Source organism: Saccharothrix saharensis, assembly GCF_006716745.1.
GTDB lineage: Bacteria > Actinomycetota > Actinomycetes > Mycobacteriales > Pseudonocardiaceae > Actinosynnema > Actinosynnema saharense.
The window spans coordinates 7,139,076-7,162,182 of the sequence record NZ_VFPP01000001.1; the positions used below are offsets into that span (position 1 = coordinate 7,139,076).

Below are 23,107 nucleotides of genomic sequence, written 5' to 3' on the forward strand. Positions count from 1 at the left end.
GGCCTCGTCGGCCCCGCGCCGGTCGGCGGGTCCACGTCAGCGGCTCGGCCCGACGTGCGTGGTCGCCCGGCGCCGTTGTCCGCCGACCGGTACCCGCACGCGGGCGGTCCGGAGCACCACGCCGCCCACCCGGAGAACGCCGACGGCTTCGAGGCGGAGCCGGTGGCGGGCTAGCTCGTGCCGGCCTGCTCGGGCTGGGGCAGGGCGTTGCCCACGCCCATCCCGACCGCCGCCGCGGCCATGACCAGCAGCGCCGTGAACGCCGCGCCGCCCGTCAGCGCCGGGCCGAGCGCCTCCAGCCCGGTCTGGTCCACCAGCGACCGGCCGACCACGCCGACGATCCCGGCCAGCGGACCGGCCACCAGCGCGGCGGCGAACCAGACCATGCCGCGGCCTTCGAGGCCGCGCCACGCGTCCAGCGCACCCCACAGCACGCCGATGACGACGACCAGCCCGAGCGCGATGTACCGGATCGACGAGGCCGCCTCGGGGCTGTGCACGCTCACCGCCGAGGTGCCGGTCTGCACCCCGCCGTGGAACAACCCCAGCCAGAACCCCCGGACCAGCCACGCGCGCATGCGCTCCACCCTAAGCGCGGCCGACCGCCCGGCCCAGCCCCGCACGGTCCGTCACGCGTCCGGTCGCACGATCCGGCACGGTTCACCCGATCGAGTGTCACGGTGAGCCCGCCCACCGGGCCTTAGGCTGCTGGACATGCCGCACTCCACTCGCCGCGCCGCCCTGCGCGCCACGCTCCGGGACCGGGAGCTGGACGCCCTGCTGGTGACGAACCTGCTCAACGTCCGCTACCTGACCGGGTTCACCGGGTCGAACGCGGCGCTGCTGGTGTCCGCCGACTCCGACGAGGCCGCCGTCTTCTGCACCGACGGCCGCTACCTCACCCAGGCCGCCGCGCAGGTGCCCGACCTGGAGCGGGTCATCGACCGGCCGTGCGACGTGGCGCTGGTCGAGCGGGCGGTGAAGGCGGGCGCGGGCCGGGTGGGGTTCGAGAGCGGCCACGTGACCGTGGACGGGCTGGACGCGCTGGCCGACGCCGCCGGCGCCGCGGAGCTGGTGCGCGCGGCCGACCTGGTCGAACGGCTGCGGCTGGTCAAGGACGACGCCGAGGTGGAGGCGCTGCGCATGGCGTGCGCGGCGGCCGACCGGGCGCTGGCCGACCTCGTCGAGCACGGCGGCCTGCGGCCGGGCCGCACCGAGCGGGAGATCGCCCGCGAGCTGGAGAGCCGCATGCTGGACCACGGCGCCGCCGGGCCGTCGTTCGAGTCGATCGTGGCGGCCGGCGCGCACTCGGCCGTGCCGCACCACCGGCCCACCGACGCGGTCGTGCGCGACGGCGACTTCGTCAAGCTGGACTTCGGCGCGCTGGTCGACGGCTACCACTCCGACATGACCCGGACCCTGGTCGTCGGCCGGGCCGCGGACTGGCAGCGGGAGCTGTACGAACTGGTCGCGGCCGCGCAGGCGGCCGGCCGGGCCGCGCTGGCGGTCGGCACGCCGTTCGCGGACGTGGACGCCGCGGCGCGCGGCGTGATCGAGGAGGCCGGGCGCGGCGACGAGTTCCTGCACGGCCTCGGGCACGGCGTCGGCCTGCAGATCCACGAGGCTCCAGCGCTGTCGAAGGCGGGTGACGGTACACTTCTGCCCGGTATGGCGGTCACCGTCGAGCCCGGTGTGTACCTGGCCGGGAAGGGTGGTGTCCGCATCGAGGACACGCTCGTGGTGCGCGAAGGCGCCCCGGAGCTCCTCACCCTGACCACGAAGGAGCTCGTGGTCATCTGAAGCGGATCGCCAGGATCGGATGAGTCGGCCGAGCCGACGTCGTCCTCCACTCACGCAACAGGAGAGCCCACCACCGTGGCCACCACCAACGACCTGAAGAACGGCCTGGTGCTGAACCTCGACGGCCAGCTGTGGACCGTCACCGCGTTCCAGCACGTGAAGCCGGGCAAGGGCGGCGCCTTCGTGCGCACCACGTTGAAGCACGTCCTGTCCGGCAAGGTCGTGGACAAGACCTTCAACGCGGGCACCAAGGTCGAGACGGCCACCGTCGACAAGCGGGGCATGACCTACCTCTACAAGGACGGCGCCGACTTCGTCTTCATGGACGGCGACACCTACGACCAGATCAACGTCCCGGCCGAGACGGTCGGCGACGCGGCGAACTACATGCTGGAGAACCAGGAAGCGGTCGTCGCCGTGCACGAGGGCGTCGCGCTCTACGTCGAGCTCCCGACCTCGGTCGAGCTCGTGATCCAGCACACCGACCCGGGTCTGCAGGGCGACCGCTCCACCGGCGGCACCAAGCCCGCCACGCTGGAGACCGGCGCGGAGATCCAGGTGCCGCTGTTCGTCACCACCGGCGAGAAGATCAAGGTCGACACCCGCGACGGCCGTTACCTGGGCCGAGTGAACGGCTGAGATGGGCGCACGGAGCAAGGCCCGCAAACGCGCGGTCGACGTCCTCTACGAGGCCGACCTGCGGGGCGCCGACCCGGTGACGCTGCTGGCGGACCGGGTCGGTTCGACGGACGTCCCGCCGGTGAACGACTACACGATCGTCCTGGTGGAAGGCGTCACGGCGCACCGGGCGCGCATCGACGACCTGATCTCCGAGCACGCGGAGGGCTGGACGCTCAACCGCATGCCGGCGGTCGACCGCGCCGTGCTGCGGATCGGGCTCTACGAGCTGCTGTGGGCGGCGGACGTGCCGGACGCGGTCGCGATCGACGAGGCCGTGGAGCTGGCCAAGGGCCTGTCCACGGACGACTCGCCGCGGTTCGTCAACGGCGTGCTGGGCCGGATCGCGGTCATCGCCGACCAGCTCCGGGCCGTGCTCTAGCCCCACCCCGTGCCACGGCCGCGCTGCCGCGCGGCCCGCGTGACCAGGCCGAAAGGGCCACCCGACCCGCCGGGTGGCCCTTTTCGCGCGCTCAGTCCTCCTTGGCCGGCCGGGCCTCGGGAGGCAGCACGCCCCAGTCGATGAGCTGCTCGGTCAGCTCGCCGGGCGTCATGTCGTAGATGATCGCCAACGAGCGCAGGTCCTCGGTCCGGATGGACAGCACCTTGCCGTTGTAGTCGCCGCGCTGGCTCTGGATGGTGGCCGCGTACCGCGCGAGCGGCCCGACCTTCTCCGCCGGCAGCTGTTGCAGCCGTTCCAGGTTGATGACGATCTTGGTGGCGGGCTCGGCACCGGACGGGACCCGGCCCTCCGGCAGCAGCTCGGCCACCGGGACGCCGTAGAAGTCGGCCAGCTCGGCGAGCTTCTGCACGGTGACGGCGCGGTCGCCGCGCTCGTACGAGCCGACGACCACGGCCTTCCAGCGACCGCCGGACTTCTGCTCGACGCCGTGCAAAGACAAGCCCTGCTGCTGGCGGATCGCGCGGAGCTTTGCCCCCAGCGCCTTGGCGTAGTCGCCCATGTGGCGGTTCTCCGTTCATTCGCCCCGTCAGCCGGTAGGGGACTGCCGCGGGGAGGCTTAGATCAATACGCAGAGTAATGATTGCTCTCCGTGGTCACCAGGTCAAGCTGATCTCGATGGGACAGGTGGGCGAGACCACGCACACCACCCGGAAGATTGACCGCGCGCGCCTGATACGGTGCTGGTCAGCCCGGTCGCAGCCGGGTGTCCGACGTCCTTTAAGGACCCGTCCAGCGAGGCGGGGAAGGAGGTCCAACCGTGGCGCCACGTCAACGTGGCGCGACGGACCCGGCCGGGGAGCGCGAGCTCCTGTCGGCCGGCGACGTCGCGCGCACCGTCGCCCGAATGGCCCATCAGATCATCGAGAAGACCGCTCTTGATGCACCGAGCGCACCCGCAGTAGTCCTGATGGGGATTCCGAGCCGGGGAGCGCCGCTGGCGCGCCGCCTGGCCGTGCGGATCGCCGAGTTCTCGGGCGTCGAGGTGCCGACCGGCACGCTGGACGTGACCCTCTACCGGGACGACCTGCGCCGGGGCCCCACCCGCCCGCTCGAGGCGACCAAGCTGCCCGAGGGCGGCATCGACGACAAGCTCGTGGTCCTGGTGGACGACGTGCTGTTCTCCGGCCGCACGATCCGCGCCGCGCTCGACGCCCTGCGCGACCACGGCCGCCCGCGCGCCGTGCAGCTGGCCGTCCTGGTCGACCGGGGGCACCGGGAGCTGCCGATCCGCGCGGACTACGTGGGCAAGAACGTGCCCACGGCCCGCACCGAGGAGGTCCACGTGCTGCTGGAGGAGTTCGACCAGCGCGACGGGGTGGTGCTGCGGTGAAGCACCTGCTCACCACCGAGGGCATCGACCCGGCGCAGGCGACCGCGATCCTGGACACCGCGGCGAGCCTGAAGCAGGCCCTCGAAGGCCGTGAGGTGCGCAAACTGCCGACGTTGCGCGGCCGCACGGTCATCACGGTGTTCTACGAGAACTCGACCCGCACGCGCGTCAGCTTCGAGATCGCGGGCAAGTGGATGAGCGCGGACGTGGTGAACGTCTCGTCGTCCGGGTCCAGCGTGGGCAAGGGCGAGTCGCTGCGGGACACGGCGCTGACCCTGGCCGCGGCGGGCGCGGACTGCGTCATCGTGCGGCACCCGGCGTCGGGCGCGGCGCACCGGCTGGCCGGCTGGCTGCGCGAGGCGGGCACGTCGGTGGTCAACGCGGGCGACGGCATGCACGAGCACCCCACCCAGGCCCTGCTCGACGCGGCGACCCTGCGGGAACGCCTCGGCGAGCTGCGCGGCCGCCGGATCGCGATCGTCGGCGACGTGCTGCACAGCCGGGTCGCCCGGTCCAACGTGCACCTGCTCACCGCCCTGGGCGCGGACGTGACGCTGGTCGCACCGCCGACCCTGCTGCCCACCGGCGTGGCGAGCTGGCCGGTCACCGTGTCGCACGAGCTGGACGCCGAGCTGCCGAGCCTCGACGCGGTCATGCTGCTCCGGGTGCAGGCCGAGCGGATGCACGGCGGGTTCTTCCCGTCGGCCCGCGAGTACTCGATCGCCTACGGCCTGAGCGAGCGGCGGCTCAAGCTGCTGCCCGAGCACGCCGTCGTGCTGCACCCCGGTCCGATGCTGCGCGGCATGGAGATCGCGTCGGCGGTCGCCGACTCGCCCCGCGCCGCCATCACCGACCAGGTGCGCAACGGCGTGCACGTGCGCATGGCCGTGCTCTACCACCTGCTTGCCCACGAGGAGGAAACCGCGTGAACCCCTTGATCCTCAGGGGAGTACGGCCTTACGGCGAGGGTGACCCGGTGGACGTGCTGGTCCGCGACGGCGTGATCGCCGCGATCGGGTCCGTGGCGGAGGAGGGCGCGGAGGTCGTCGACGGCAACGGCGCGGTCCTGCTGCCCGGCTTCGTCGACCTGCACACCCACCTGCGCGAACCCGGCCGGGAGGACACCGAGACGATCGCCACCGGCTCCGCCGCCGCCGCGCTCGGCGGCTACACGGCGGTGTTCGCCATGGCCAACACGAACCCGGTCGCGGACAACGAGGTGGTCGTCGCGCACGTGGCCCGGCGCGGTCGGGAGGTCGGCCTGGTCGACGTGCACCCGGTCGGCGCGGTCACCGTGGGGCTGGAGGGCGTGAAGCTCGCCGAGCTGGGCACCATGGCCAAGGCGGGCGTGCGGGTGTTCTCCGACGACGGCCACTGCGTGCACGACCCGCTGATCATGCGGCGCGCGCTGGAGTACAGCAAGGCGCTGGACGTGGTCGTCGCGCAGCACGCCGAGGAGCCCCGGCTGACCGTCGGCGCGCAGGCGCACGAGGGCGAGCAGGCGTCCCGGCTGGGACTGCAGGGCTGGCCCGCCGCGGCCGAGGAGTCGATCGTGACGCGGGACTGCCTGCTGGCGCTGCACGCGGGTGCCCGGCTGCACGTCTGCCACGTCTCCACCACGGGCACCGCGGACGTGCTGCGGTGGGCCAAGGCCCGCGGCACGGAGGTCTCCGCCGAGGTCACGCCGCACCACCTGCTGCTGACCGACGAGCGGCTGGCCACCTACGACCCGGTGAACAAGGTCAACCCGCCGCTGCGCACGGCGGCCGACGTGGAGGTGCTGCGCCGCGCGCTGGCCGAGGGCGTCATCGACTGCGTCGCCACCGACCACGCGCCCCACGCCGTGCAGGACAAGGACTGCGAGTGGTCCGCGGCCCGGCCCGGCATGCTCGGCCTCCAGACCGCGCTGTCGATCGTGGTGGAGACCATGGTCCGCACCGGCCTGCTGGACTGGCGCGGCGTGGCGCGGGTGATGAGCGAGCGGCCCGCCGAGATCGCGGGGCTGCCCGACCAGGGCCGGCCGATCGAGGTCGGCGAGCCCGCCACCCTCACCCTGGTCGACCCGGACGCCACCTGGACGGTGCGCGGCGCGGAGTTCGCGAGCATCGCGGCCAACACCCCGTTCGAGGGCATGGAGCTGCCCGGCGCGGTGGTGGCGACGCTGCTGCGCGGGCGCGTGACGGCACGCGGCGGAAGGATCGCCGAATGACCCGCGTGCTGCTGTCCCTCGCCGTGCTGGCGATCTTCCTGCTGTGCCTGTACGGCATGTGGCGAGGCTGGCGGCGGCGCGCCCGCCGGCAGGCCGAGGTGCTGCCGGAGTTCCCCCAGCCGCCCGCCGAGACCGGCGCGACGATGCTGGAGACGACCGGTGTGTACGTCGGCACCACCATCGGCGACGACTGGCAGGACCGGGTCGCGGTCGGCGACATCGGCCACCGCGCCGAGGCGACCCTGAAGCTCACCGAGCAGGGCGTGCTGGTGGAGCGCACGGGCGCGAGCGCGCTGTGGATCCCCACGGCGCAGCTCGACGGGGCCCGCACGGCCCGCGGGCTCGCGGGCAAGGTGATGACCGCGGACGGCCTGCTGGTCGTGCGCTGGCACCTCGGCGACCGGGTGTTCGACACCGGGTTCCGGGGCGACGACAAGGACGTGTACGAGCAGTGGGTGCAAGCGCTGGGAGGCCCCGCATGAACAACTCGGTCAAGACCAACGCGGCACTGGTGCTGGAAGACGGCCGCGTGTTCCGCGGCGAGGCCTACGGCGCGGTGGGCGCGAGCCTGGGCGAGGTGGTGTTCTCCACCGGCATGACCGGGTACCAGGAGACCCTGACCGACCCGTCCTACCACCGCCAGATCGTGGTGCAGACCGCGCCCCAGATCGGCAACACCGGCTGGAACGACGAGGACGACGAGTCGGGCCGCATCTGGGTCTCCGGGTACGTCGTGCGCGACCCGGCCCGGGTGCCGTCCAACTGGCGGTCCACCCGCAGCCTGGACGACGAGCTGGTCCGGCAGGGCGTCGTCGGCATCTCGGGCATCGACACCCGGATGCTGACCCGCCACCTGCGCGAGCAGGGCGCGATGCGCGCCGGCGTGTTCTCCGGCGACGAGCTGGGCAGCGCCGAGGAGATGCTGGCACGCGTCCGCAACGCGCCGCAGATGAAGGGCGCCGACCTGGCGGGCGACGTCACCACGCCGCGGCCGTACGTGGTCGAGGCCGTCGGCGAGCGCCGCTTCACCGTGGCCGCGCTGGACCTGGGCATCAAGTCCAACACGCCGCGGATGATGGCCGCCCGCGGCATCGAGGTGCACGTGCTGCCGCTGACCTCGACCCTGGACGACCTGGTCGCGGTCAAGCCGGACGGCGTGTTCCTGTCCAACGGGCCGGGCGACCCGGCCACCCAGGCGCACGCGGTCGAGCTGACCCGCGGCGTGCTGGACCGGCGCGTGCCGCTGTTCGGCATCTGCTTCGGCAACCAGATCCTGGGCCGCGCGCTCGGCCGCGACACCTACAAGCTGCGCTACGGCCACCGGGGCATCAACATCCCGGTCATCGACGTGGCCACCGGCCGCGTCGCGATCACCGCGCAGAACCACGGGTTCGCGCTGGAGGGCGAGCCGGGCGAGGAGTTCACCTCCGACTTCGGCCGCGTGCTGCTGAGCCACTACTGCCCCAACGACGGCACGGTCGAGGGCGTGCGGGCGCTGGACGTGCCCGCGTTCAGCGTGCAGTACCACCCGGAAGCGGCGGCGGGTCCGCACGACGCCGCACCGCTGTTCGACGAGTTCGTGACGATGATGGGCGAGGGCCGCTGATGCCGAAGAGGACTGATCTCAAGCACGTTCTGGTCATCGGCTCCGGCCCGATCGTCATCGGCCAGGCCTGCGAGTTCGACTACTCCGGCACCCAGGCGTGCCGGGTGCTGCGCGAGGAGGGCCTGCGGGTCTCCCTGGTCAACTCGAACCCGGCGACGATCATGACCGACCCGGAGTTCGCCGACGCCACCTACGTCGAGCCGATCACGCCGGAGTTCGTGGAGAAGGTGATCGCGGCCGAGCGGCCCGACGCCATCCTGGCCACGCTGGGCGGCCAGACCGCGCTGAACACCGCCATTGCGCTGCACGAGCGGGGTGTGCTGGAGAAGTACGACGTCGAGCTGATCGGCGCGGACATCGACGCCATCCAGCGCGGCGAGGACCGGCAGATCTTCAAGGACCTGGTCCGCCGGATCGGCGGGGACGTGCCGCGCAGCGCGGTGTGCAAGACCATGGACGACGTCCGGGCGACCGTGGCCGAGCTGGGCCTGCCGGTCGTCATCCGGCCGTCGTTCACCATGGGCGGCCTCGGCTCGGGCATGGCGCACACCCCGGAGGAGCTGGAGCGGTTGGCCGCGAGCGGCCTGGCCGAGTCCCCGGTCACCGAGGTGCTGATCGAGGAGAGCGTGCTCGGCTGGAAGGAGTACGAGCTGGAGCTGATGCGCGACCGCAACGACAACGTGGTGGTCGTCTGCTCCATCGAGAACATCGACCCGATGGGCGTGCACACCGGCGACTCGGTCACCGTGGCCCCGGCGATGACGCTCACCGACCGCGAGTTCCAGCACATGCGCGACGTCGGCATCGCGGTCATCCGCGAGGTCGGGGTGGACACCGGCGGCTGCAACATCCAGTTCGCCATCAACCCGGAGAACGGCCGCATGGTCGTCATCGAAATGAACCCGCGGGTGTCCCGTTCGTCCGCCCTGGCGTCGAAGGCGACCGGTTTCCCGATCGCCAAGATCGCCGCGAAACTCGCCATCGGCTACACCCTGGACGAGATCCGCAACGACATCACCGGGGAAACGCCCGCGAGTTTCGAGCCGACGCTCGACTACGTCGTGGTGAAGATCCCGCGGTTCGCGTTCGAGAAGTTCCCCGGCGCCGACCGCACCCTCACCACGACCATGAAATCGGTCGGCGAGGCCATGTCCATCGGCCGCAGCTTCATCGAGGCGATGGGCAAGGCGCTGCGGTCCATGGAGACCAAGGCCGCGGGCTTCTGGACCACGCCGGACCCGGACGAGACGCTGGAGTCCACTCTGGACGCCCTGCGCACCGGGCACGACGGCCGCCTCTACACGGTGGACCGCGCGCTGCGCCTGGGCGCGACGATCGAGCAGGTCCACGAGGCCTCGCGGATCGACCCGTGGTTCCTCGAGCAGCTCGCCTGGCTGGTCGAGCTGCGCCGGGAGATCGAGACCGCGCCGGTGCTGGACGAGCGGTTGCTGCGCAAGGCCAAGCGGGCCGGCCTGTCCGACCGGCAGGTCGCCGCGCTGCGCCCGGAGCTGGCCGGCGAGGACGGCGTCCGCGCCCTGCGCCACCGCCTGGGCGTGCGGCCGGTGTTCAAGACGGTCGACACGTGCGCCGCCGAGTTCGCCGCCCGGACCCCGTACCACTACTCGGCCTACGAGCTCGACCCCGACGCCGAGACCGAGGTGACCGAGCAGCGCGACAAGCCGAAGGTGCTGATCCTCGGCTCCGGCCCGAACCGGATCGGGCAGGGCATCGAGTTCGACTACTCGTGCGTGCACGCGGCCATGGCGCTGCGCGCGGCCGGGTACGAGACCGTGATGGTCAACTGCAACCCGGAGACCGTCTCCACCGACTACGACACCTCGGACCGGCTGTACTTCGAGCCGCTGACGTTCGAGGACGTGCTGGAGGTGTTCCACTCCGAGCAGCGCTCCGGCACGGTCGCGGGCGTGATCGTGCAGCTCGGCGGCCAGACGCCGCTGGGCCTCGCGCGGCGGCTCGCGGACGCGGGCGTGCCGGTCGTGGGCACCCCGCCGCACGCCATCCACCTCGCCGAGGAGCGCGGCGCGTTCGGCCAGGTCCTCGCCGACGCCGGGCTGCCCGCCCCGAAGTACGGCATGGCGACGTCGTTCGCGCAGGCCAAGGCCATCGCCGACGAGATCGGCTACCCGGTGCTGGTGCGGCCGTCGTACGTGCTCGGCGGGCGCGGCATGGAGATCGTCTACGACGAGGAGACGCTGGGTGGCTACATCGAGCGCGCCACCGAGGTCAGCCCGGAGCACCCGGTGCTGGTCGACCGGTTCCTCGACGACGCCATCGAGATCGACGTGGACGCCCTCTACGACGGCACCGAGGTGTTCATCGGTGGCGTGATGGAGCACATCGAGGAGGCGGGCGTGCACTCCGGCGACTCGGCGTGCGCCCTGCCCCCGATCACCCTGGGCGAGTCGGACATCGACGCGGTCCGGCGCTCGACGCTGGCCATCGCCGAGGGCATCGGCGTGCGCGGCCTGCTCAACGTGCAGTACGCGCTGAAGGACGACGTGCTGTACGTCCTGGAGGCCAACCCGCGCGCCTCGCGCACCGTCCCGTTCGTCTCCAAGGCCACGGCGGTGCCGCTGGCCAAGGCCGCCGCCCGGATCATGCTCGGCGCGACCGTGGCCCAGCTGCGGACCGAGGGGCTGCTGCCGAAGACCGGCGACGGCGCGAAGCTGCCCGCGCACGCCCCGGTCGCGGTCAAGGAGGCCGTGCTGCCGTTCCACCGGTTCCGCACGCCGGAGGGCAAGGGCGTGGACTCGCTGCTCGGCCCGGAGATGAAGTCGACCGGCGAGGTCATGGGCATCGACGTGTCGTTCGGCATGGCCTACGCGAAGTCCCAGACCGCCTCCTACGGCTCCCTGCCCACGTCGGGGCGGGTGTTCGTGTCGGTGGCCAACCGGGACAAGCGGGCCATGATCTTCCCGGTCAAGCGGCTCGCCGACCTGGGCTTCGAGGTGCTGGCCACCGCCGGCACGGCCGAGGTGCTGCGCCGCAACGGCATCCCGTGCACGATCGTGCGCAAGCACTTCGAGGGCGCCGAGAACATCGTCGACGCGATCCTCGCCGGCACCGTCGACATGATCATCAACACGCCGTACGGCAACAACGGGCCGCGCATCGACGGCTACGAGATCCGCACCGCGGCCGTGGCCAAGGACATCCCGTGCGTGACCACGATCCAGGGCGCGGCGGCGGCCGTGCACGGCATCGAGGCCGCCATCCGCGGTGACATCGGCGTGCGGCCCCTCCAGGCGCTCCAGGCGGCCCTGAGGGGTGACGCGTGAGGTTCGGATCGCGGATGGCGGAGGCCGTCGCCGAGCACGGACCCCTGTGCGTGGGCATCGACCCGCACCCCGGCCTGCTGGCGTCCTGGGGGCTGCCCCAGGACGCCGCGGGGCTGGAGCGGTTCGCGCTGACCTGCGTGGAGGCGTTCGCCGGGCGGGTGGCGCTGGTGAAGCCGCAGGCGGCGTTCTTCGAGGCGCACGGCTCGCGGGGCGTGGCGGTGCTCGAACGCGTCATCGCCGACCTGCGGGGCAGCGGCACGCTGGTCCTCGTGGACGCGAAGCGCGGCGACATCGGCTCGACCATGGCCGCGTACGCCGCGGCCTACCTCACCGAGGGCTCGCCGCTGGCCGGCGACGCGGTCACCGTGTCGCCGTTCCTCGGGTTCGGCTCGCTCGACCCGGCGCGGGAAGCCGCCGCTGCGAGCGGTCGCGGACTATTCGTGCTCGCGTTGACTTCGAATCCCGAGGGTGCCTCCGTGCAGCGCGCGGTGGGTGCCGACGGGCGTTCCGTGGCGCAGTCGATCGTGGCCGCCGCGGCCCGTGCCAACGCGGGCGCGCAGCCGTTCGGCGACGTCGGCCTGGTGGTCGGCGCGACCCTGCACGAACTCGGCGTCGACCTCTCCGACCTGGGCGGATACGTCCTGGCGCCGGGGTTCGGGGCGCAGGGCGCGACGGTCGCGGACCTGCGCGCGCTGTTCGGGCCCGAGCTGCGCGGGGTGCTCCCGACGTCCTCCCGGGACGTGCTCAAGCACGGCCCGGAAACCGCAAAACTGCGGTCGGCGGTGGACGTCGTCCGGCGCTCCCTGGAGATGTGATCACGATCAAATCGCGACACGCTTCGCGTGGTCCGCTCACCTGCGCAAACGGTGCCTGGTACGGTCCTGGCCACCGGCGGGTCCATCACCCATCGAGCGCATACCACACGTGGCGTGCGCAAGGCGTTACCGGTGGCGGTGATGGGCCTGTTGGAGGGTGTTGGTACTACTACCACCCGCCGCAACCACTCCAGCGCTGACAAAGATTCACCTGACTGGGACCCACGTTGTACCCAGGCAATTGCGCTCGGTACGGTCGCGGCACCGATCCAGAATTGAAATTCCCACACCACGGAGGAAATCGTGGCCCTTCCCCAGCTTACCGAGGAGCAGCGGGCCGCAGCGCTGGAGAAGGCTGCTGCCGCTCGTCGCGCTCGGGCTGAGCTCAAGGAGCGCCTCAAGCGTGGCGGCACGACCCTGACGGACGTGCTGAAGGCCGCCGAGAGCGACGAGGTCCTTGGCAAGATGAAGGTGTCCGCGCTGCTCGAGGCGCTTCCGGGCGTCGGCAAGGTGCGTGCGCAGCAGATCATGGAGCGCCTTGAGATCGCTCCGTCCCGTCGGCTGCGCGGCCTGGGTGAGCGGCAGCGCAAGGCGCTGCTCACCGAGTTCAGCGGCGAGTGAGTGATGGCACCGGGGTGGGGTCGGGCGTTCGCGCCCGGCCCCGCCTCACCGTTCTGTCCGGGCCGTCCGGCGTCGGCAAGTCCAGCGTGCTGGCCGAGCTGCGCCGGATGGGACCGGAGATCCACTTCAGCGTCTCGGTGACCACCAGGAAGCCGAGGCCGGGCGAGGTCGACGGGGTGCACTACCACTTCGTCGACGCCGCCGAGTTCCGCGAGATGGTCGCCCGGGGCGAGTTCCTGGAGCACGCCGAGTTCGCGGGCAACTGCTACGGCACCCCCAGCGCGCCGGTCGTGCGGGCCCTCGCGGCCGGCACGCCGTCCCTGCTGGAGATCGAGCTGCAGGGCGCCCGGCAGGTCCGGGTCGCGATGCCGGAGGCGCAGCTGGTCATGCTGGCCCCGCCGTCGTGGGAGGACCTGGTCGGCCGGCTGACCGGCCGCGGCACCGAGGACCCCGCCGTGGTCGCGCGCCGGCTGGAGATCGCCAGGGAGGAACTGGCGGCCGAACCGGAGTTCGACGAGGTCGTGGTGAACGACGACGTGCGGTCCGCCGCCGAGCGCTTGCTAAACTTGGTGGTCGGCCCGGCGCCCGACGCGTGAGCACGCGCGTCGCGAGGCGCGGGACGACCGGCAGACCCACCCCTGAACCGCAGGAGCGTTGACGAGTGACCACGCACACCGAGCTGGGCCCGCTCTCGGGTACTCCGGAGGGCATCACCAACCCCCCGATCGACGACCTCTTGGAGCAGGTCAGCTCGAAGTACGCGCTGGTGATCTACGCGGCCAAGCGCGCGCGCCAGATCAACGACTACTACGCGCAGCTCGGTGAGGGCCTGCTCGAGTACGTCGGCCCGCTGGTCGAGCCGGGCCCGCGCGAGAAGCCGCTGTCGATCGCGCTCCGGGAGATCCACGCGGGTCTCCTCGAGCACACCGAGGGCGAGTGACCGAGCCCGTCGCCGCCCCCGACCGCCCCACCGTGATCCTCGGGGTGGGCGGGGGCATCGCCGCGTACAAGGCGTGCGAGGTGCTGCGCCGGCTCACCGAGTCCGGTCACGCCGTGCGCGTCGTGCCCACGGACGGCGCGCTGAAGTTCGTCGGCGCGGCCACGTTCGAGGCGCTGTCCGGCCAACCGGTGCAGACCGGGGTGTTCGAGGACGTCCCGTCGGTGCCGCACGTGAAGCTGGGGCAGAACGCCGACCTGGTCGTCGTCGCGCCCGCCACGGCGAACCTGATCGCGAAGGCCGCCCACGGCCTGGCCGACGACCTGCTCACCAACACGCTGCTGACCGCGCGCTGCCCCGTCCTGCTCGTCCCGGCGATGCACACCGAGATGTGGGAGCACCCGGCGACGCGGGCGAACGTGGCGCTGCTGCGCTCGCGCGGCGTGGTCGTGGCCGAGCCCGCCAGCGGCAGGCTGACCGGCAAGGACACCGGCAAGGGCAGGCTGCCCGAGCCCGCCGAGATCGTCGACCTGGCCCGGTTGCTGCTGGCGCGCCCCGACGCGCTGCCGCGCGACCTGGAAGGCGTGCACGTCGCCGTGTCGGCGGGCGGCACGCGTGAGCCGCTGGACCCCGTGCGCTACCTCGGCAACCGCTCGTCCGGCCGGCAGGGCTGGGCGCTGGCCCGGGTCGCCGCCCAGCGCGGCGCGCGGGTGACGCTGGTCGCCGCGCACACCGCGGACCTGGTCACGCCCGCCGGCGTGGACGTCCGGCGGGTCGGCTCGGCGCTGGAGCTGCGCGACGCGATGCACGCCGTCGCCGCCACCGCCGACGTGGTGGTCATGGCCGCCGCCGTCGCCGACTTCCGACCGGTGGACCTGGTCGAGCACAAGATCAAGAAGACCGACCGCGACCCGGACCCGGTCGCGCTCACCCGCAACCCCGACATCCTGGCCGAACTGGTCGCCGCGCGGCGACCCGGCCAGGTCGTGGTCGGGTTCGCCGCCGAGACCGGGGACGCCTCGACGAGCGTGCTGGAGTACGGTCGCGCGAAGCTCAAGCGCAAGGGCTGCGACTGGCTCGTCGTCAACGCCGTCGGCGACGGTCGCGCGTTCGAGGTCGAGGACAACGCCGGCTGGCTGTTGTCCGCCGACGGCGCGGAGACACCCATCCCACACGGCTCGAAGGCGCGCCTGGCGTCCGCGGTGTGGGACGCCGTAGCTCCGTCGGTCGAACGTTGACGCGCTCGCCCGCACGCTCAGTAAGCTGGGAACCATTCGCAGATCGGACAGTTAGGGAGTGTCGTGAGCCAGCACAGCAGCAGGCTGTTCACCAGTGAGTCGGTGACCGAAGGGCACCCGGACAAGATCTGCGACGCCATCAGCGATTCGATCCTCGACGCGTTGCTGGCCAAGGACCCGCGGTCGCGCGTCGCGGTGGAGACCATGGTCACCACGGGCCAGGTGCACGTGGCGGGCGAGGTCACGACCGAGGCCTACGCGGACATCCCGTCGATCGTGCGGGACAAGATCGTCGAGATCGGCTACGACTCGTCGGCCAAGGGCTTCGACGGTTACTCGTGCGGCGTGAACGTGGCGATCGGTTCGCAGTCGCCCGACATCGCGCAGGGTGTGGACACCGCGTTCGAGAAGCGGGTCGAGGGCGCCGAGGACGAGATCGCCAAGCAGGGCGCGGGTGACCAGGGCCTGATGTTCGGCTATGCCTGCACCGACACTCCTGAGCTGATGCCGTTGCCGATCGCGTTGGCGCACCGGTTGTCGCGCCGGTTGACCGCGGTGCGCAAGGATGGCACGGTGCCGTACCTGCGGCCGGACGGCAAGACGCAGGTGACGATCGAGTACGCGGGTGACCAGCCGGTGCGGTTGGACACGGTGGTGGTGTCGACGCAGCACGCGGACGGCATCGACCTGGAGAAGCTGCTGGGTGTGGACGTCCGGCGGCACGTGGTGGCGCCCGAGGTCGACGCGCTGGGTCTGGACACCACCGACGTGCGGTTGCTGGTCAACCCGACGGGTCGGTTCGTGATCGGTGGTCCGATGGGTGACGCGGGCCTGACCGGCCGCAAGATCATCGTGGACACCTACGGCGGTATGGCGCGGCATGGTGGTGGCGCGTTCTCGGGCAAGGACCCGTCGAAGGTGGACCGGTCGGCGGCGTACGCGATGCGCTGGGTGGCGAAGAACGCGGTGGCCGCGGGTCTGGCCACGCGGATCGAGGTGCAGGTGGCGTACGCGATCGGCAAGGCGGCTCCGGTGGGTCTGTTCGTGGAGACCTTCGGCACCGAGACCGTGGACCCGACGAAGATCCAGCAGGCGATCGGCGAGGTGTTCGACCTGCGTCCGGCCGCGATCATCCGCGACCTGGACCTGCTGCGCCCGATCTACGGCCCGACCGCCGCGTACGGCCACTTCGGCCGCACGGACGTCGAGCTGCCGTGGGAGAGCACCGACCGCGCCGACGCCCTGCGCGCCGCCGCCGGCGCCTGAGCCCGCCGCACCACCAGCGACACCGAGCAGGGGTCCCCGACCGGGGGCCCCTGCTCGTCGTTCCCCCCGGTCCGCGGCCTCGGCAGGGTCGCAGCGAGCCGACCGCGTCGTCGAAGCCGGAGCGGGCGAGGTGGTGATCACCCGGTCGTGATCTTGCGCAGGTCGAACACGCGTTCGACAATGGGTGCATGGTGTCACGATCGGCGGCCCGGGTCGCGGGCGCCCACCGCGGTCTCTGGTAGACCTCCACCCGTGGCGGGCAAGGCGACGACCAGGCGCGGGGAGCGGGTGCCCGCCGCCTCGCTGCCGGTTGCCCGCGTGTGCGTGGACGTGCCGCTGGCGCACCTCGACCGGCCGTTCGACTACCAGGTCTCCACCGAGCAGGACGCGGACGCCGTCCCCGGCTGCCGGGTGCGGGTGCGGTTCGCGGGCCAGTTGGTGGACGGCTACCTGCTGGAGCGGGCGGAGTCGTCGGAGTACGGGCGGAAGCTGACGTTCCTGGACCGGGTGATCTCGCCGGAGCCCGTGCTGTCGCCGGAGGTGGCGGAGCTGGCGCGGGTGGTGGCAGACCGGTACGCGGGGTCGTTGATCGACGTGCTGCGGATGGCGGTCCCGCCCCGGCACGCGCGGGTGGAGGCCAGGCCCTCCGCCGAGCCCGTGCCGCCGCCGGAGCCGCCGTCGGACGAGGGGTGGGCGCGGTACCCGTTCGGGCCGAACCTGCTGGACGCGCTGCGGTCGGGTCGGGCCGCGCGGGCGGTGTGGCAGGCGCTGCCGGCCGAGGACTGGCCCGCCCGGCTGGCCGAGGCGGTGGCGTCGGTGGCGAGCACCGGCAAGGGCGCGCTGGTGGTCGTGCCCGACCACCGCGACCTGGCCCGGCTGCACCGGGCGTGCGCGGCGCTGGTGGGCGAGGCGGGCGTGGTGACGCTGGCGGCCGACCTCGGGCCGTCCGAGCGGTACAAGCGGTGGCTGGCCGTGCGGCGGGGGTCGGTGCGGGTGGTGCTGGGCCCGCGGGGCGCGGCCTTCGCGCCGGTGCACGACCTCGGGCTGGTCGCGGTCTGGGACGACGGCGACGACCTGCACGCCGAGCCGCGGATGCCGTACCCGAACGTGCGGGACGTGCTGGTGCAGCGCTCGCACCTGACCGGCGCGTCGCTGCTGGTCGGCGGCTTCGCCCGGACCGCCGAGGCGCAGCTGCTGGTGGACAGCGGGTGGGCGCACGAGGTGGTCGCGACCCGCGACGCGCTGCGGGCGGTGGCGCCGCGGGTGGCCGCGGTGGGCGAGAGCGACTGGCAGGAGGTCAAGGACGCGGCGGCGCGGTCGGCGCGGCTGCCGTCCATCGCGTTCGAGGCGGCGCGGGCCGCCCTGGCGGCGGACACACCGGTGCTGATCCAGGTGCCCCGGCGCGGGTACGTGCCCGCGTTGGCGTGCGGCCAGTGCCGGTCGCCGGCCCGCTGCCGCCGGTGCGCGGGCCCGCTGGCGCTGCCGGGTGGCACGCAGGACGGTGTGCCGAGGCCCGCGTACTGCCGGTGGTGCGGTGCGACGGAGGCGGCGTACCGCTGCCCGAACTGCGGATCGCGCCGGCTGCGCGGCCAGGTCATCGGGGCGCGCCGCACGGCCGAGGAGCTGGGCCGCGCGTTCAGCGGGGTGCCGGTCCGCACGTCGGGCGGTGACGAGGTGCTGGCCGAGGTGCCCGGCGGTCGGGCGCTGGTGGTGGCCACGCCGGGCGCGGAGCCGGTCGCGGCGGGCGGCTACGGCGCGGCGCTGCTGCTGGACGGCTGGGCGCTGCTCGGCCGGGCCGACCTGCGCGCGGCGGAGGAGGCGTTGCGCCGGTGGATGACGGCGGCGGCCCTGGTCCACGCGGCCGGCCGGGTCGTCGTGGTCGCGGACTCGTCGCTGGCCCCGGTCCAGGCCCTGGTCCGGTGGGACCCGGTGTGGCACGCGCGGCAGGAGCTGGCGGCGCGCGCCGAGCTCGGGTTCCCGCCCGCAGTGCGGATGGCGACCGTGGACGGCGCGCCGGACGCGCTGGCCGGCGTGCTGGAGGAGCTGCGCCTGCCGCCGACCGGGGAGGTCCTGGGCCCGGTGCCGTTGTCGGAGGACAAGGAACGCGCCCTGGTCCGGGTGTCCCGGACCGAGGGGCGCGCGCTGGCCGCCGTGCTGGGCGAGGTGCTGGCCGTGCGCAGCGCCCGCAAGGAGCCGGACGTGGTGCGGGTGAAGCTCGACCCCCTCGAAGTCCTGTGACGCGAACCCGACACGGCGACTCCCGGGTGGTTCTGCTTCGCGCTCCGGTGGAGTAGAAGGGAATGATGCTCCGGTCGACTGTCGCCAGCGTCCTCGCATCACTCCTCGTCGCACCACTCCTGCCCGCCACCGCATCCGCCGCCGCCGCGCCGCCGCGCGTGCCCGAGGCCGTCGGGTTCGGCGGCGTCGTGTCCAGCATCGACCCCGACGCCTCGCAGATCGGCGTCGACGTCCTGCGCCGCGGCGGCAACGCGGTGGACGCCGCGGTCGCCGTGGCCGCCGCGCTGGGCGTCACCGACCCGTTCTCGGCCGGCATCGGCGGCGGCGGGTTCTTCGTGCACTACGACGCCCGCACGCACCGCGTATCCACTGTGGACGGGCGGGAGACCGCGCCCGCCTCGGCCGGCGCGGACCTGTTCGTGGAGGACGGCGCGGCCATCCCGTTCGCCGAGGCGGTGACCAGCGGGCTGTCGGTGGGCGTGCCGGGCACGCCGCGCACCTGGCAGCAGGCGCTGCGCCACTGGGGCACCTGGTCGCTCGACCGGGCCGTGCGGCCCGCGGAGGAGCTGGCCCGGCGCGGCTTCACCGTCGACCCCACGTTCCACCGGCAGGTCACCGACAACGCCGCCCGGTTCGCCGACTTCACCTCGACCAGCGCCCTGTACCTGCCCGGCGGCGCGCCGCCCGCGGTCGGCAGCACGTTCCGCAACCCCGACCTCGCCGACACCTACCGCGAGCTGCGGCGGCACGGCGTGTCGGCGTTCTACCGGGGTGCGGTGGGGCGCGACCTGGTGGCGGCGGTGCGGCAGCCCCCGGTGGTGGCGGGCGCGACCCGCGAGGTCCGGTCCGGCGACCTGACCGAGGCCGACCTCGCCGGGTACGAGGCGCCGCTGCGGGAGCCCACCCGGACGCGGTACCGCGGCTACGACGTGGTCGGCATGGCGCCGCCGTCGTCCGGCGGCACGACGGCCGGCGAGGCGTTGAACATCCTGGAGACCGCGGACCTGCCCGCCGAGACCCCGGTCCAGTACCTGCACCGGTTCCTGGAGTCGACCCGGCTGTCGTTCGCCGACCGCAACCGCTGGGTGGGCGACCCGGCGTTCGTCGACGTGCCGACCCGGGAGCTGCTGTCGCAGCGGTTCGCCGACAGCCGGGCGTGCCTGATCGCGCCGACGGCCGCGATGACGGGCCCGGTCGCGCCGGGCGATCCGCGCAACCCCGCCCCGTGCGCCGCCTCCGGCCCGCCCGTCGCCACGCCGTACGAGGGCACGGACACCACGCACCTCACCGTCGCCGACCGCTGGGGCAACGTGGTCGCCTACACGCTGACCATCGAGCAGGAGGGCGGCAGCGGGATCGTGGTGCCGGGTCGCGGGTTCCTGCTCAACAACGAGCTGACCGACTTCTCGTTCACCCCGGTCACGCCGGGCGTGCCGGACCCGAACCTGCCCGGCCCCGGCAAGCGGCCCCGCTCGTCCATGACGCCGACGATCGTCCTCCAGCACGGCAAGCCGGTGCTGGCGCTGGGCTCGCCCGGCGGCGCGAGCATCATCACCACGGTCGTGCAGGTGCTCACGCAGCGCCTCGACCGGGGCCTGCCCCTGGTGGAGGCGATCGCCGCGCCGCGCGCCTCGCAGCGCAACGCCGCCACCACCCAGGCCGAGGCCGCGTTCCTGGCGGGCCCGGAAGCCGAGCCGCTGCGCGCGTTGGGCCACCGGTTCACGTCGACCGCCGAGATCGGCGCGGTCACGGCGGTGGAACGGCTCCCCGACGGCCGGTGGCGCGCTGCGGCGGAGACGTCCCGGCGCGGTGGTGGCGCGGCCCGGGCGGTGTGGCCGACGCCGTGACGCGGTGGTGCGGTCCCACCCGCCCCCTGGTCGGGTGGGACCGCACCGGGCTCACTCCAGCGTGACCGTCTCGACCACCCGGTCGTCGTGGTCGAGCACGCGCACCTGGAAGCCCTTGGTGAGGCTGCGCGCCGTCAGCGGCGGCTGGTCGTCCAGCCGGACGGCGAACGTGCCGTCCTTCAGCACCGCCGTCGCCGTCCGTCCGGCCACGTCGACGACCTGGAGGCCGCCGACCTTCGCGGCGTCCACCGTGCCGCCGAGCAGCGTGACGGACTTCGCGGGGTCACCGCCGCGGCCGGTCCAGTGCCGCAGCCGGAACAGCGCGGTGCCCTGCGGCGGGGTGCCGCCCTCGACGTCCGCGCTGCTGCCGCGACCGTGGTAGACCTGGCAGTACGCGGTCTTCCCGGTGTCGTCGTACATCGCCAGCAGCACGTCCACCGCGGGCGCGGTGGCCGCGCCGGGCCGCCACCGCAGCGGGTCGCCCACCCAGTCCTCGCCGTCCCGCATCGACGCCTCCAGGCACTGCGCCACGTGCGGGTCACCGGGCGGCATGGCTTCCCGCCGCACCGACCACGCCTCGTGGCCCGGCAGCGCCTGCGCGTCGACCTCGGCGCGGACCGGACCGGCCGGGGTGGTGAACGTCAGCGTCATCCACACCGCGCTCTGCGGGATGACGAACAGGTCCTCCACGACAGTGACGGCGAGCGGCACCACCGCCCCGGTCCGGGCGCCCGTGGCGACCTCCACCCGGCCGGCCACGGCGGCACGGCGGCCGATGAGCACCCCGCTGCCCGATTCCCACAGCAACGACGCCGGACCGTCGAGCGGGACCGGGCCGACACCGGGCCTGTCGTGCGTGATCGCCGTGTGGGTGAGCTCGCAGAACCGGTCGTCACCCGTCACGAGGATCCGTGCGCCCGCCAGGTGGAGCGTGAACCGCACGTCCGACCGCGCGAACTCGCACCGCGCCGCGTCCTGCCCGGTCGCGTTCGGCTCGACCTCGACGGTCGACCAGCCGCTGATGATCGACCGGAGGGCGGACGACGTGGTGCTGCCGCTCGGCGGCGTCACGGCGGTCATGTCGCCCTGCGTGGACTGGACGACGATTACCCCGCCCGCGGCGAGCACGGCGACAGCGGCGGCGGTGGCCAGCGGCGCGCGCAGCGCCCCACCACCCGGCGACGTCTGCCCGGCCGCACCTCCCAGGACCCGGCGGCGCAGCCGTTGCCGCACGTCAGGCGGTAGGGGACGCCGTGGGGGCAGGTCGGGCAAGGTCATCTCCGGCTGGTTCATCGCTCCTCCGCGGCACGCAGTCGGGCACGGGCCCGCGAGATCCGCGAGCGCACGCTCACCTCGGCGACACCGAGCACCTCGGCGGCCTCGGCGGTGGACAGCTCGCCCAGCAGGACCAGCTCCACGGCCTCCCGCTCGGCCCTGGGCAACGACCTCACCACCCCCAGCACCCGGCGCAACGCGCGGTCGTCGTCGACCGAGGCGACGACGCTCTCCGCGTGATCGGGCACCACGTCGTCGTCGGGCACCCGGCGCAACGCCCGCCGGAACCGGCCGAGCCGCCGGAACTCGGAGCGCGCGAGGTTGCCCGCCACGGCGTAGAGCCACGGCAGCGCGCTGTCGTGCACGAGGGTGATGTCGGACCTGCGCCGCCACGCGGCCAGGAACGTGGCGGAGGTGAGGTCCTCGGCGAGCGACCACGACGCCGTCAGCCGGTAGGCGTGGTTCCACACCGCCTCGGCGTGCCGGTCGAACAGCACGGCGAACGCCGCCTCGTCCCCGCGCGCCCACAGCTCCGCGTCGGTGTCGGTCACCCGTGCTGCCCCCTGCCGGCCCGATGTCGCAGCAGTCATGCCGGTAGGTAGCCGCAGCCGCCCCGGCGTTGCAGCCGACCTCATCCCCGGGGATGACACCGGTCCGCTACCGCGAGCCGACGTCCGCCGACGACCCCGGCGCGCACGCTGGGAGCACACCACGGGCAGAGGAGCGGAGCATGACCACGATCACCATGACACCCCCGACGACCGCGGCCGTGACGCCGGTCGTCGGGGGTGTCCGCTTCCTGGGCCACTTCCTGGCCGCGCTGGTCGGCGTCGCCTTCCTCGGCCGTGACCTGGAGCACTGACCGGGCTTTCGTAGACTGGAACCTCCCCAGGCTTCGAGGAGTGCGCGTGACGGTCCAACCGATCCGGCTGTTCGGCGACCCGGTGCTGCGGACGCCCGCCGTCGAGGTCACCGACTTCGACGCGGAGCTGCGCAAGCTGGTCAAGGACCTGTGGGACACGATGAGCGACGCGGGCGGCGCGGGGCTCGCCGCGCCGCAGCTGGGCGTGGGCCTGCGGGTGTTCACCTACCACTGCGACGGGTTCGCCGGCCACCTGGTCAACCCCACGTTCGACGTGGTCGGCGAGGAGGAGCAGGACGGCCCCGAGGGCTGCCTGTCCATCCCCGGCATGTCGTGGGACTGCCGCCGGCACCGGCACGTGGTGGCCAAGGGCTGGAACATGCACGGCGAGCCGATCGAGGTCGAGGGCACGGACCTGCTGGCGCGCTGCATCCAGCACGAGACCGACCACCTCGACGGCGTGCTGTTCCTGGACCGGCTGGACGACCGGACCCGCAAGGAGGCCATGCGGGCGATCCGGCAGCAGTCGTGGTTCGACGGCGGCGTGCCGACGATCAAGCAGTCACCGCACCCCTTGTTCGGGAACTGATCACCGGCGGCGGCTCGCCGCGGGCGAGCTGGGT

General features: G+C 73.3%; 23 protein-coding genes. 19 read left to right on the forward strand and 4 right to left on the reverse strand.

Annotated features, from left to right (window positions below):
• Positions 1-170: 170 nt before the first annotated feature.
• The gene (locus tag FHX81_RS32705; protein ID WP_141982395.1) at positions 171-578 is read right to left on the reverse strand and encodes a B-4DMT family transporter; all 408 of its coding nucleotides are present in this window, start codon (positions 576-578) and stop codon (positions 171-173) included.
• Positions 579-714: 136 nt separating this feature from the next.
• Here FHX81_RS32705 and FHX81_RS32710 point away from each other — a divergent pair, with 136 nt between their 5' ends.
• The 3 genes from FHX81_RS32710 (at position 715) to nusB (ending at position 2,860) form a co-directional block, all read left to right on the forward strand.
• Entirely contained in the window at positions 715-1,800 is a 1,086-nt protein-coding gene (locus FHX81_RS32710; RefSeq protein WP_141982396.1) for a M24 family metallopeptidase, read from the forward strand.
• Between the two features lie 75 nt (positions 1,801-1,875).
• Complete coding sequence (gene efp / locus FHX81_RS32715) at positions 1,876-2,439, forward strand: elongation factor P (RefSeq protein ID WP_141982397.1); 564 nt, start codon at positions 1,876-1,878, stop codon at positions 2,437-2,439.
• A gap of 1 nt (position 2,440) precedes the next feature.
• The gene (nusB, locus tag FHX81_RS32720; protein WP_141982398.1) at positions 2,441-2,860 is read left to right on the forward strand and encodes a transcription antitermination factor NusB; all 420 of its coding nucleotides are present in this window, start codon (positions 2,441-2,443) and stop codon (positions 2,858-2,860) included.
• Positions 2,861-2,951: 91 nt separating this feature from the next.
• Here the strand turns inward: nusB and bldD are convergent, their stop codons facing one another.
• On the reverse strand, positions 2,952-3,440 hold the full coding sequence (gene bldD / locus FHX81_RS32725; protein ID WP_015103676.1) for a transcriptional regulator BldD: 489 nt from the start codon (positions 3,438-3,440) through the stop codon (positions 2,952-2,954).
• A 258-nt stretch (positions 3,441-3,698) separates the two neighbouring features.
• Between bldD and pyrR the strand changes: the two genes are divergently transcribed.
• The 14 genes from pyrR (at position 3,699) to ggt (ending at position 20,347) form a co-directional block, all read left to right on the forward strand.
• On the forward strand, positions 3,699-4,271 hold the full coding sequence (pyrR, locus tag FHX81_RS32730; RefSeq protein WP_141982399.1) for a bifunctional pyr operon transcriptional regulator/uracil phosphoribosyltransferase PyrR: 573 nt from the start codon (positions 3,699-3,701) through the stop codon (positions 4,269-4,271).
• A complete protein-coding gene (locus FHX81_RS32735; RefSeq protein WP_141982400.1) occupies positions 4,268-5,200 on the forward strand; it encodes an aspartate carbamoyltransferase catalytic subunit in 933 nt (310 codons plus the stop codon). Before pyrR ends, FHX81_RS32735 begins: the two co-directional genes overlap by 4 nt.
• Positions 5,197-6,480 carry a dihydroorotase gene (locus tag FHX81_RS32740; protein ID WP_141982401.1) on the forward strand — a complete coding sequence of 428 codons (1,284 nt, stop codon included), beginning with the start codon at positions 5,197-5,199 and terminating at the stop codon, positions 6,478-6,480. Before FHX81_RS32735 ends, FHX81_RS32740 begins: the two co-directional genes overlap by 4 nt.
• Complete coding sequence (locus tag FHX81_RS32745) at positions 6,477-6,962, forward strand: PH-like domain-containing protein (RefSeq protein WP_141982402.1); 486 nt, start codon at positions 6,477-6,479, stop codon at positions 6,960-6,962. The genes FHX81_RS32740 and FHX81_RS32745 overlap by 4 nt, the downstream gene beginning before the upstream one ends.
• Positions 6,959-8,086, forward strand: coding sequence for a glutamine-hydrolyzing carbamoyl-phosphate synthase small subunit (gene carA / locus FHX81_RS32750; protein WP_141982403.1), 1,128 nt, complete (start codon positions 6,959-6,961; stop codon positions 8,084-8,086). The genes FHX81_RS32745 and carA overlap by 4 nt, the downstream gene beginning before the upstream one ends.
• Positions 8,086-11,385, forward strand: coding sequence for a carbamoyl-phosphate synthase large subunit (gene carB, locus FHX81_RS32755; RefSeq protein ID WP_141982404.1), 3,300 nt, complete (start codon positions 8,086-8,088; stop codon positions 11,383-11,385). The genes carA and carB overlap by 1 nt, the downstream gene beginning before the upstream one ends.
• Positions 11,386-11,399: 14 nt before the next feature.
• Positions 11,400-12,200 carry an orotidine-5'-phosphate decarboxylase gene (gene pyrF, locus FHX81_RS32760; protein WP_141984259.1) on the forward strand — a complete coding sequence of 267 codons (801 nt, stop codon included), beginning with the start codon at positions 11,400-11,402 and terminating at the stop codon, positions 12,198-12,200.
• A 303-nt stretch (positions 12,201-12,503) separates the two neighbouring features.
• Positions 12,504-12,821 (forward strand): integration host factor, actinobacterial type, encoded by a 318-nt coding sequence (gene mihF / locus FHX81_RS32765; RefSeq protein ID WP_033427832.1) that lies wholly within the window; start codon positions 12,504-12,506, stop codon positions 12,819-12,821.
• Complete coding sequence (gmk, locus tag FHX81_RS32770; protein WP_141982405.1) at positions 12,818-13,417, forward strand: guanylate kinase; 600 nt, start codon at positions 12,818-12,820, stop codon at positions 13,415-13,417. The genes mihF and gmk overlap by 4 nt, the downstream gene beginning before the upstream one ends.
• Before the next feature lie 65 nt (positions 13,418-13,482).
• Positions 13,483-13,761, forward strand: coding sequence for a DNA-directed RNA polymerase subunit omega (rpoZ, locus tag FHX81_RS32775; RefSeq protein ID WP_053721631.1), 279 nt, complete (start codon positions 13,483-13,485; stop codon positions 13,759-13,761).
• A complete protein-coding gene (coaBC, locus tag FHX81_RS32780) occupies positions 13,758-14,996 on the forward strand; it encodes a bifunctional phosphopantothenoylcysteine decarboxylase/phosphopantothenate--cysteine ligase CoaBC (protein ID WP_141982406.1) in 1,239 nt (412 codons plus the stop codon). Before rpoZ ends, coaBC begins: the two co-directional genes overlap by 4 nt.
• A gap of 63 nt (positions 14,997-15,059) precedes the next feature.
• Positions 15,060-16,262 carry a methionine adenosyltransferase gene (metK, locus tag FHX81_RS32785; protein ID WP_170232252.1) on the forward strand — a complete coding sequence of 401 codons (1,203 nt, stop codon included), beginning with the start codon at positions 15,060-15,062 and terminating at the stop codon, positions 16,260-16,262.
• 252 nt (positions 16,263-16,514) lie between these two features.
• Positions 16,515-18,500 carry a primosomal protein N' gene (locus FHX81_RS32790; RefSeq protein ID WP_141982407.1) on the forward strand — a complete coding sequence of 662 codons (1,986 nt, stop codon included), beginning with the start codon at positions 16,515-16,517 and terminating at the stop codon, positions 18,498-18,500.
• A gap of 65 nt (positions 18,501-18,565) precedes the next feature.
• Positions 18,566-20,347 carry a gamma-glutamyltransferase gene (gene ggt / locus FHX81_RS32795; RefSeq protein ID WP_141982408.1) on the forward strand — a complete coding sequence of 594 codons (1,782 nt, stop codon included), beginning with the start codon at positions 18,566-18,568 and terminating at the stop codon, positions 20,345-20,347.
• Positions 20,348-20,398: 51 nt separating this feature from the next.
• Here ggt and FHX81_RS32800 read toward each other — a convergent pair whose 3' ends face one another.
• Positions 20,399-21,640 (reverse strand): hypothetical protein, encoded by a 1,242-nt coding sequence (locus FHX81_RS32800; protein ID WP_141982409.1) that lies wholly within the window; start codon positions 21,638-21,640, stop codon positions 20,399-20,401.
• Positions 21,637-22,212 carry an RNA polymerase sigma factor gene (locus tag FHX81_RS32805; RefSeq protein ID WP_141982410.1) on the reverse strand — a complete coding sequence of 192 codons (576 nt, stop codon included), beginning with the start codon at positions 22,210-22,212 and terminating at the stop codon, positions 21,637-21,639. The genes FHX81_RS32800 and FHX81_RS32805 overlap by 4 nt, the downstream gene beginning before the upstream one ends.
• A gap of 140 nt (positions 22,213-22,352) precedes the next feature.
• Here FHX81_RS32805 and FHX81_RS42690 point away from each other — a divergent pair, with 140 nt between their 5' ends.
• Positions 22,353-22,484, forward strand: coding sequence for a hypothetical protein (locus FHX81_RS42690; protein WP_281291760.1), 132 nt, complete (start codon positions 22,353-22,355; stop codon positions 22,482-22,484).
• A gap of 46 nt (positions 22,485-22,530) precedes the next feature.
• Entirely contained in the window at positions 22,531-23,073 is a 543-nt protein-coding gene (gene def / locus FHX81_RS32810) for a peptide deformylase (RefSeq protein ID WP_141982411.1), read from the forward strand.
• Positions 23,074-23,107 lie beyond the last annotated feature (34 nt).

Bases quoted from the DNA above. Each gene is read 5' to 3' on its own strand.
- carB (WP_141982404.1), top strand. From the start codon at position 8,086: ATGCCGAAGAGGACTGATCTCAAGCACGTTCTGGTCATCGGCTCCGGC.
- carA (WP_141982403.1), top strand. From the start codon at position 6,959: ATGAACAACTCGGTCAAGACCAACGCGGCACTGGTGCTGGAAGACGGC.
- pyrF (WP_141984259.1), top strand. From the start codon at position 11,400: ATGGCGGAGGCCGTCGCCGAGCACGGACCCCTGTGCGTGGGCATCGAC.
- nusB (WP_141982398.1), top strand. From the start codon at position 2,441: ATGGGCGCACGGAGCAAGGCCCGCAAACGCGCGGTCGACGTCCTCTAC.
- ggt (WP_141982408.1), top strand. From the start codon at position 18,566: ATGCTCCGGTCGACTGTCGCCAGCGTCCTCGCATCACTCCTCGTCGCA.
- FHX81_RS42690 (WP_281291760.1), top strand. From the start codon at position 22,353: ATGACCACGATCACCATGACACCCCCGACGACCGCGGCCGTGACGCCG.
- FHX81_RS32705 (WP_141982395.1), bottom strand. From the start codon at position 578: ATGCGCGCGTGGCTGGTCCGGGGGTTCTGGCTGGGGTTGTTCCACGGC.
- FHX81_RS32710 (WP_141982396.1), top strand. From the start codon at position 715: ATGCCGCACTCCACTCGCCGCGCCGCCCTGCGCGCCACGCTCCGGGAC.
- FHX81_RS32800 (WP_141982409.1), bottom strand. From the start codon at position 21,640: ATGAACCAGCCGGAGATGACCTTGCCCGACCTGCCCCCACGGCGTCCC.
- bldD (WP_015103676.1), bottom strand. From the start codon at position 3,440: ATGGGCGACTACGCCAAGGCGCTGGGGGCAAAGCTCCGCGCGATCCGC.
- FHX81_RS32745 (WP_141982402.1), top strand. From the start codon at position 6,477: ATGACCCGCGTGCTGCTGTCCCTCGCCGTGCTGGCGATCTTCCTGCTG.
- FHX81_RS32805 (WP_141982410.1), bottom strand. From the start codon at position 22,212: ATGACTGCTGCGACATCGGGCCGGCAGGGGGCAGCACGGGTGACCGAC.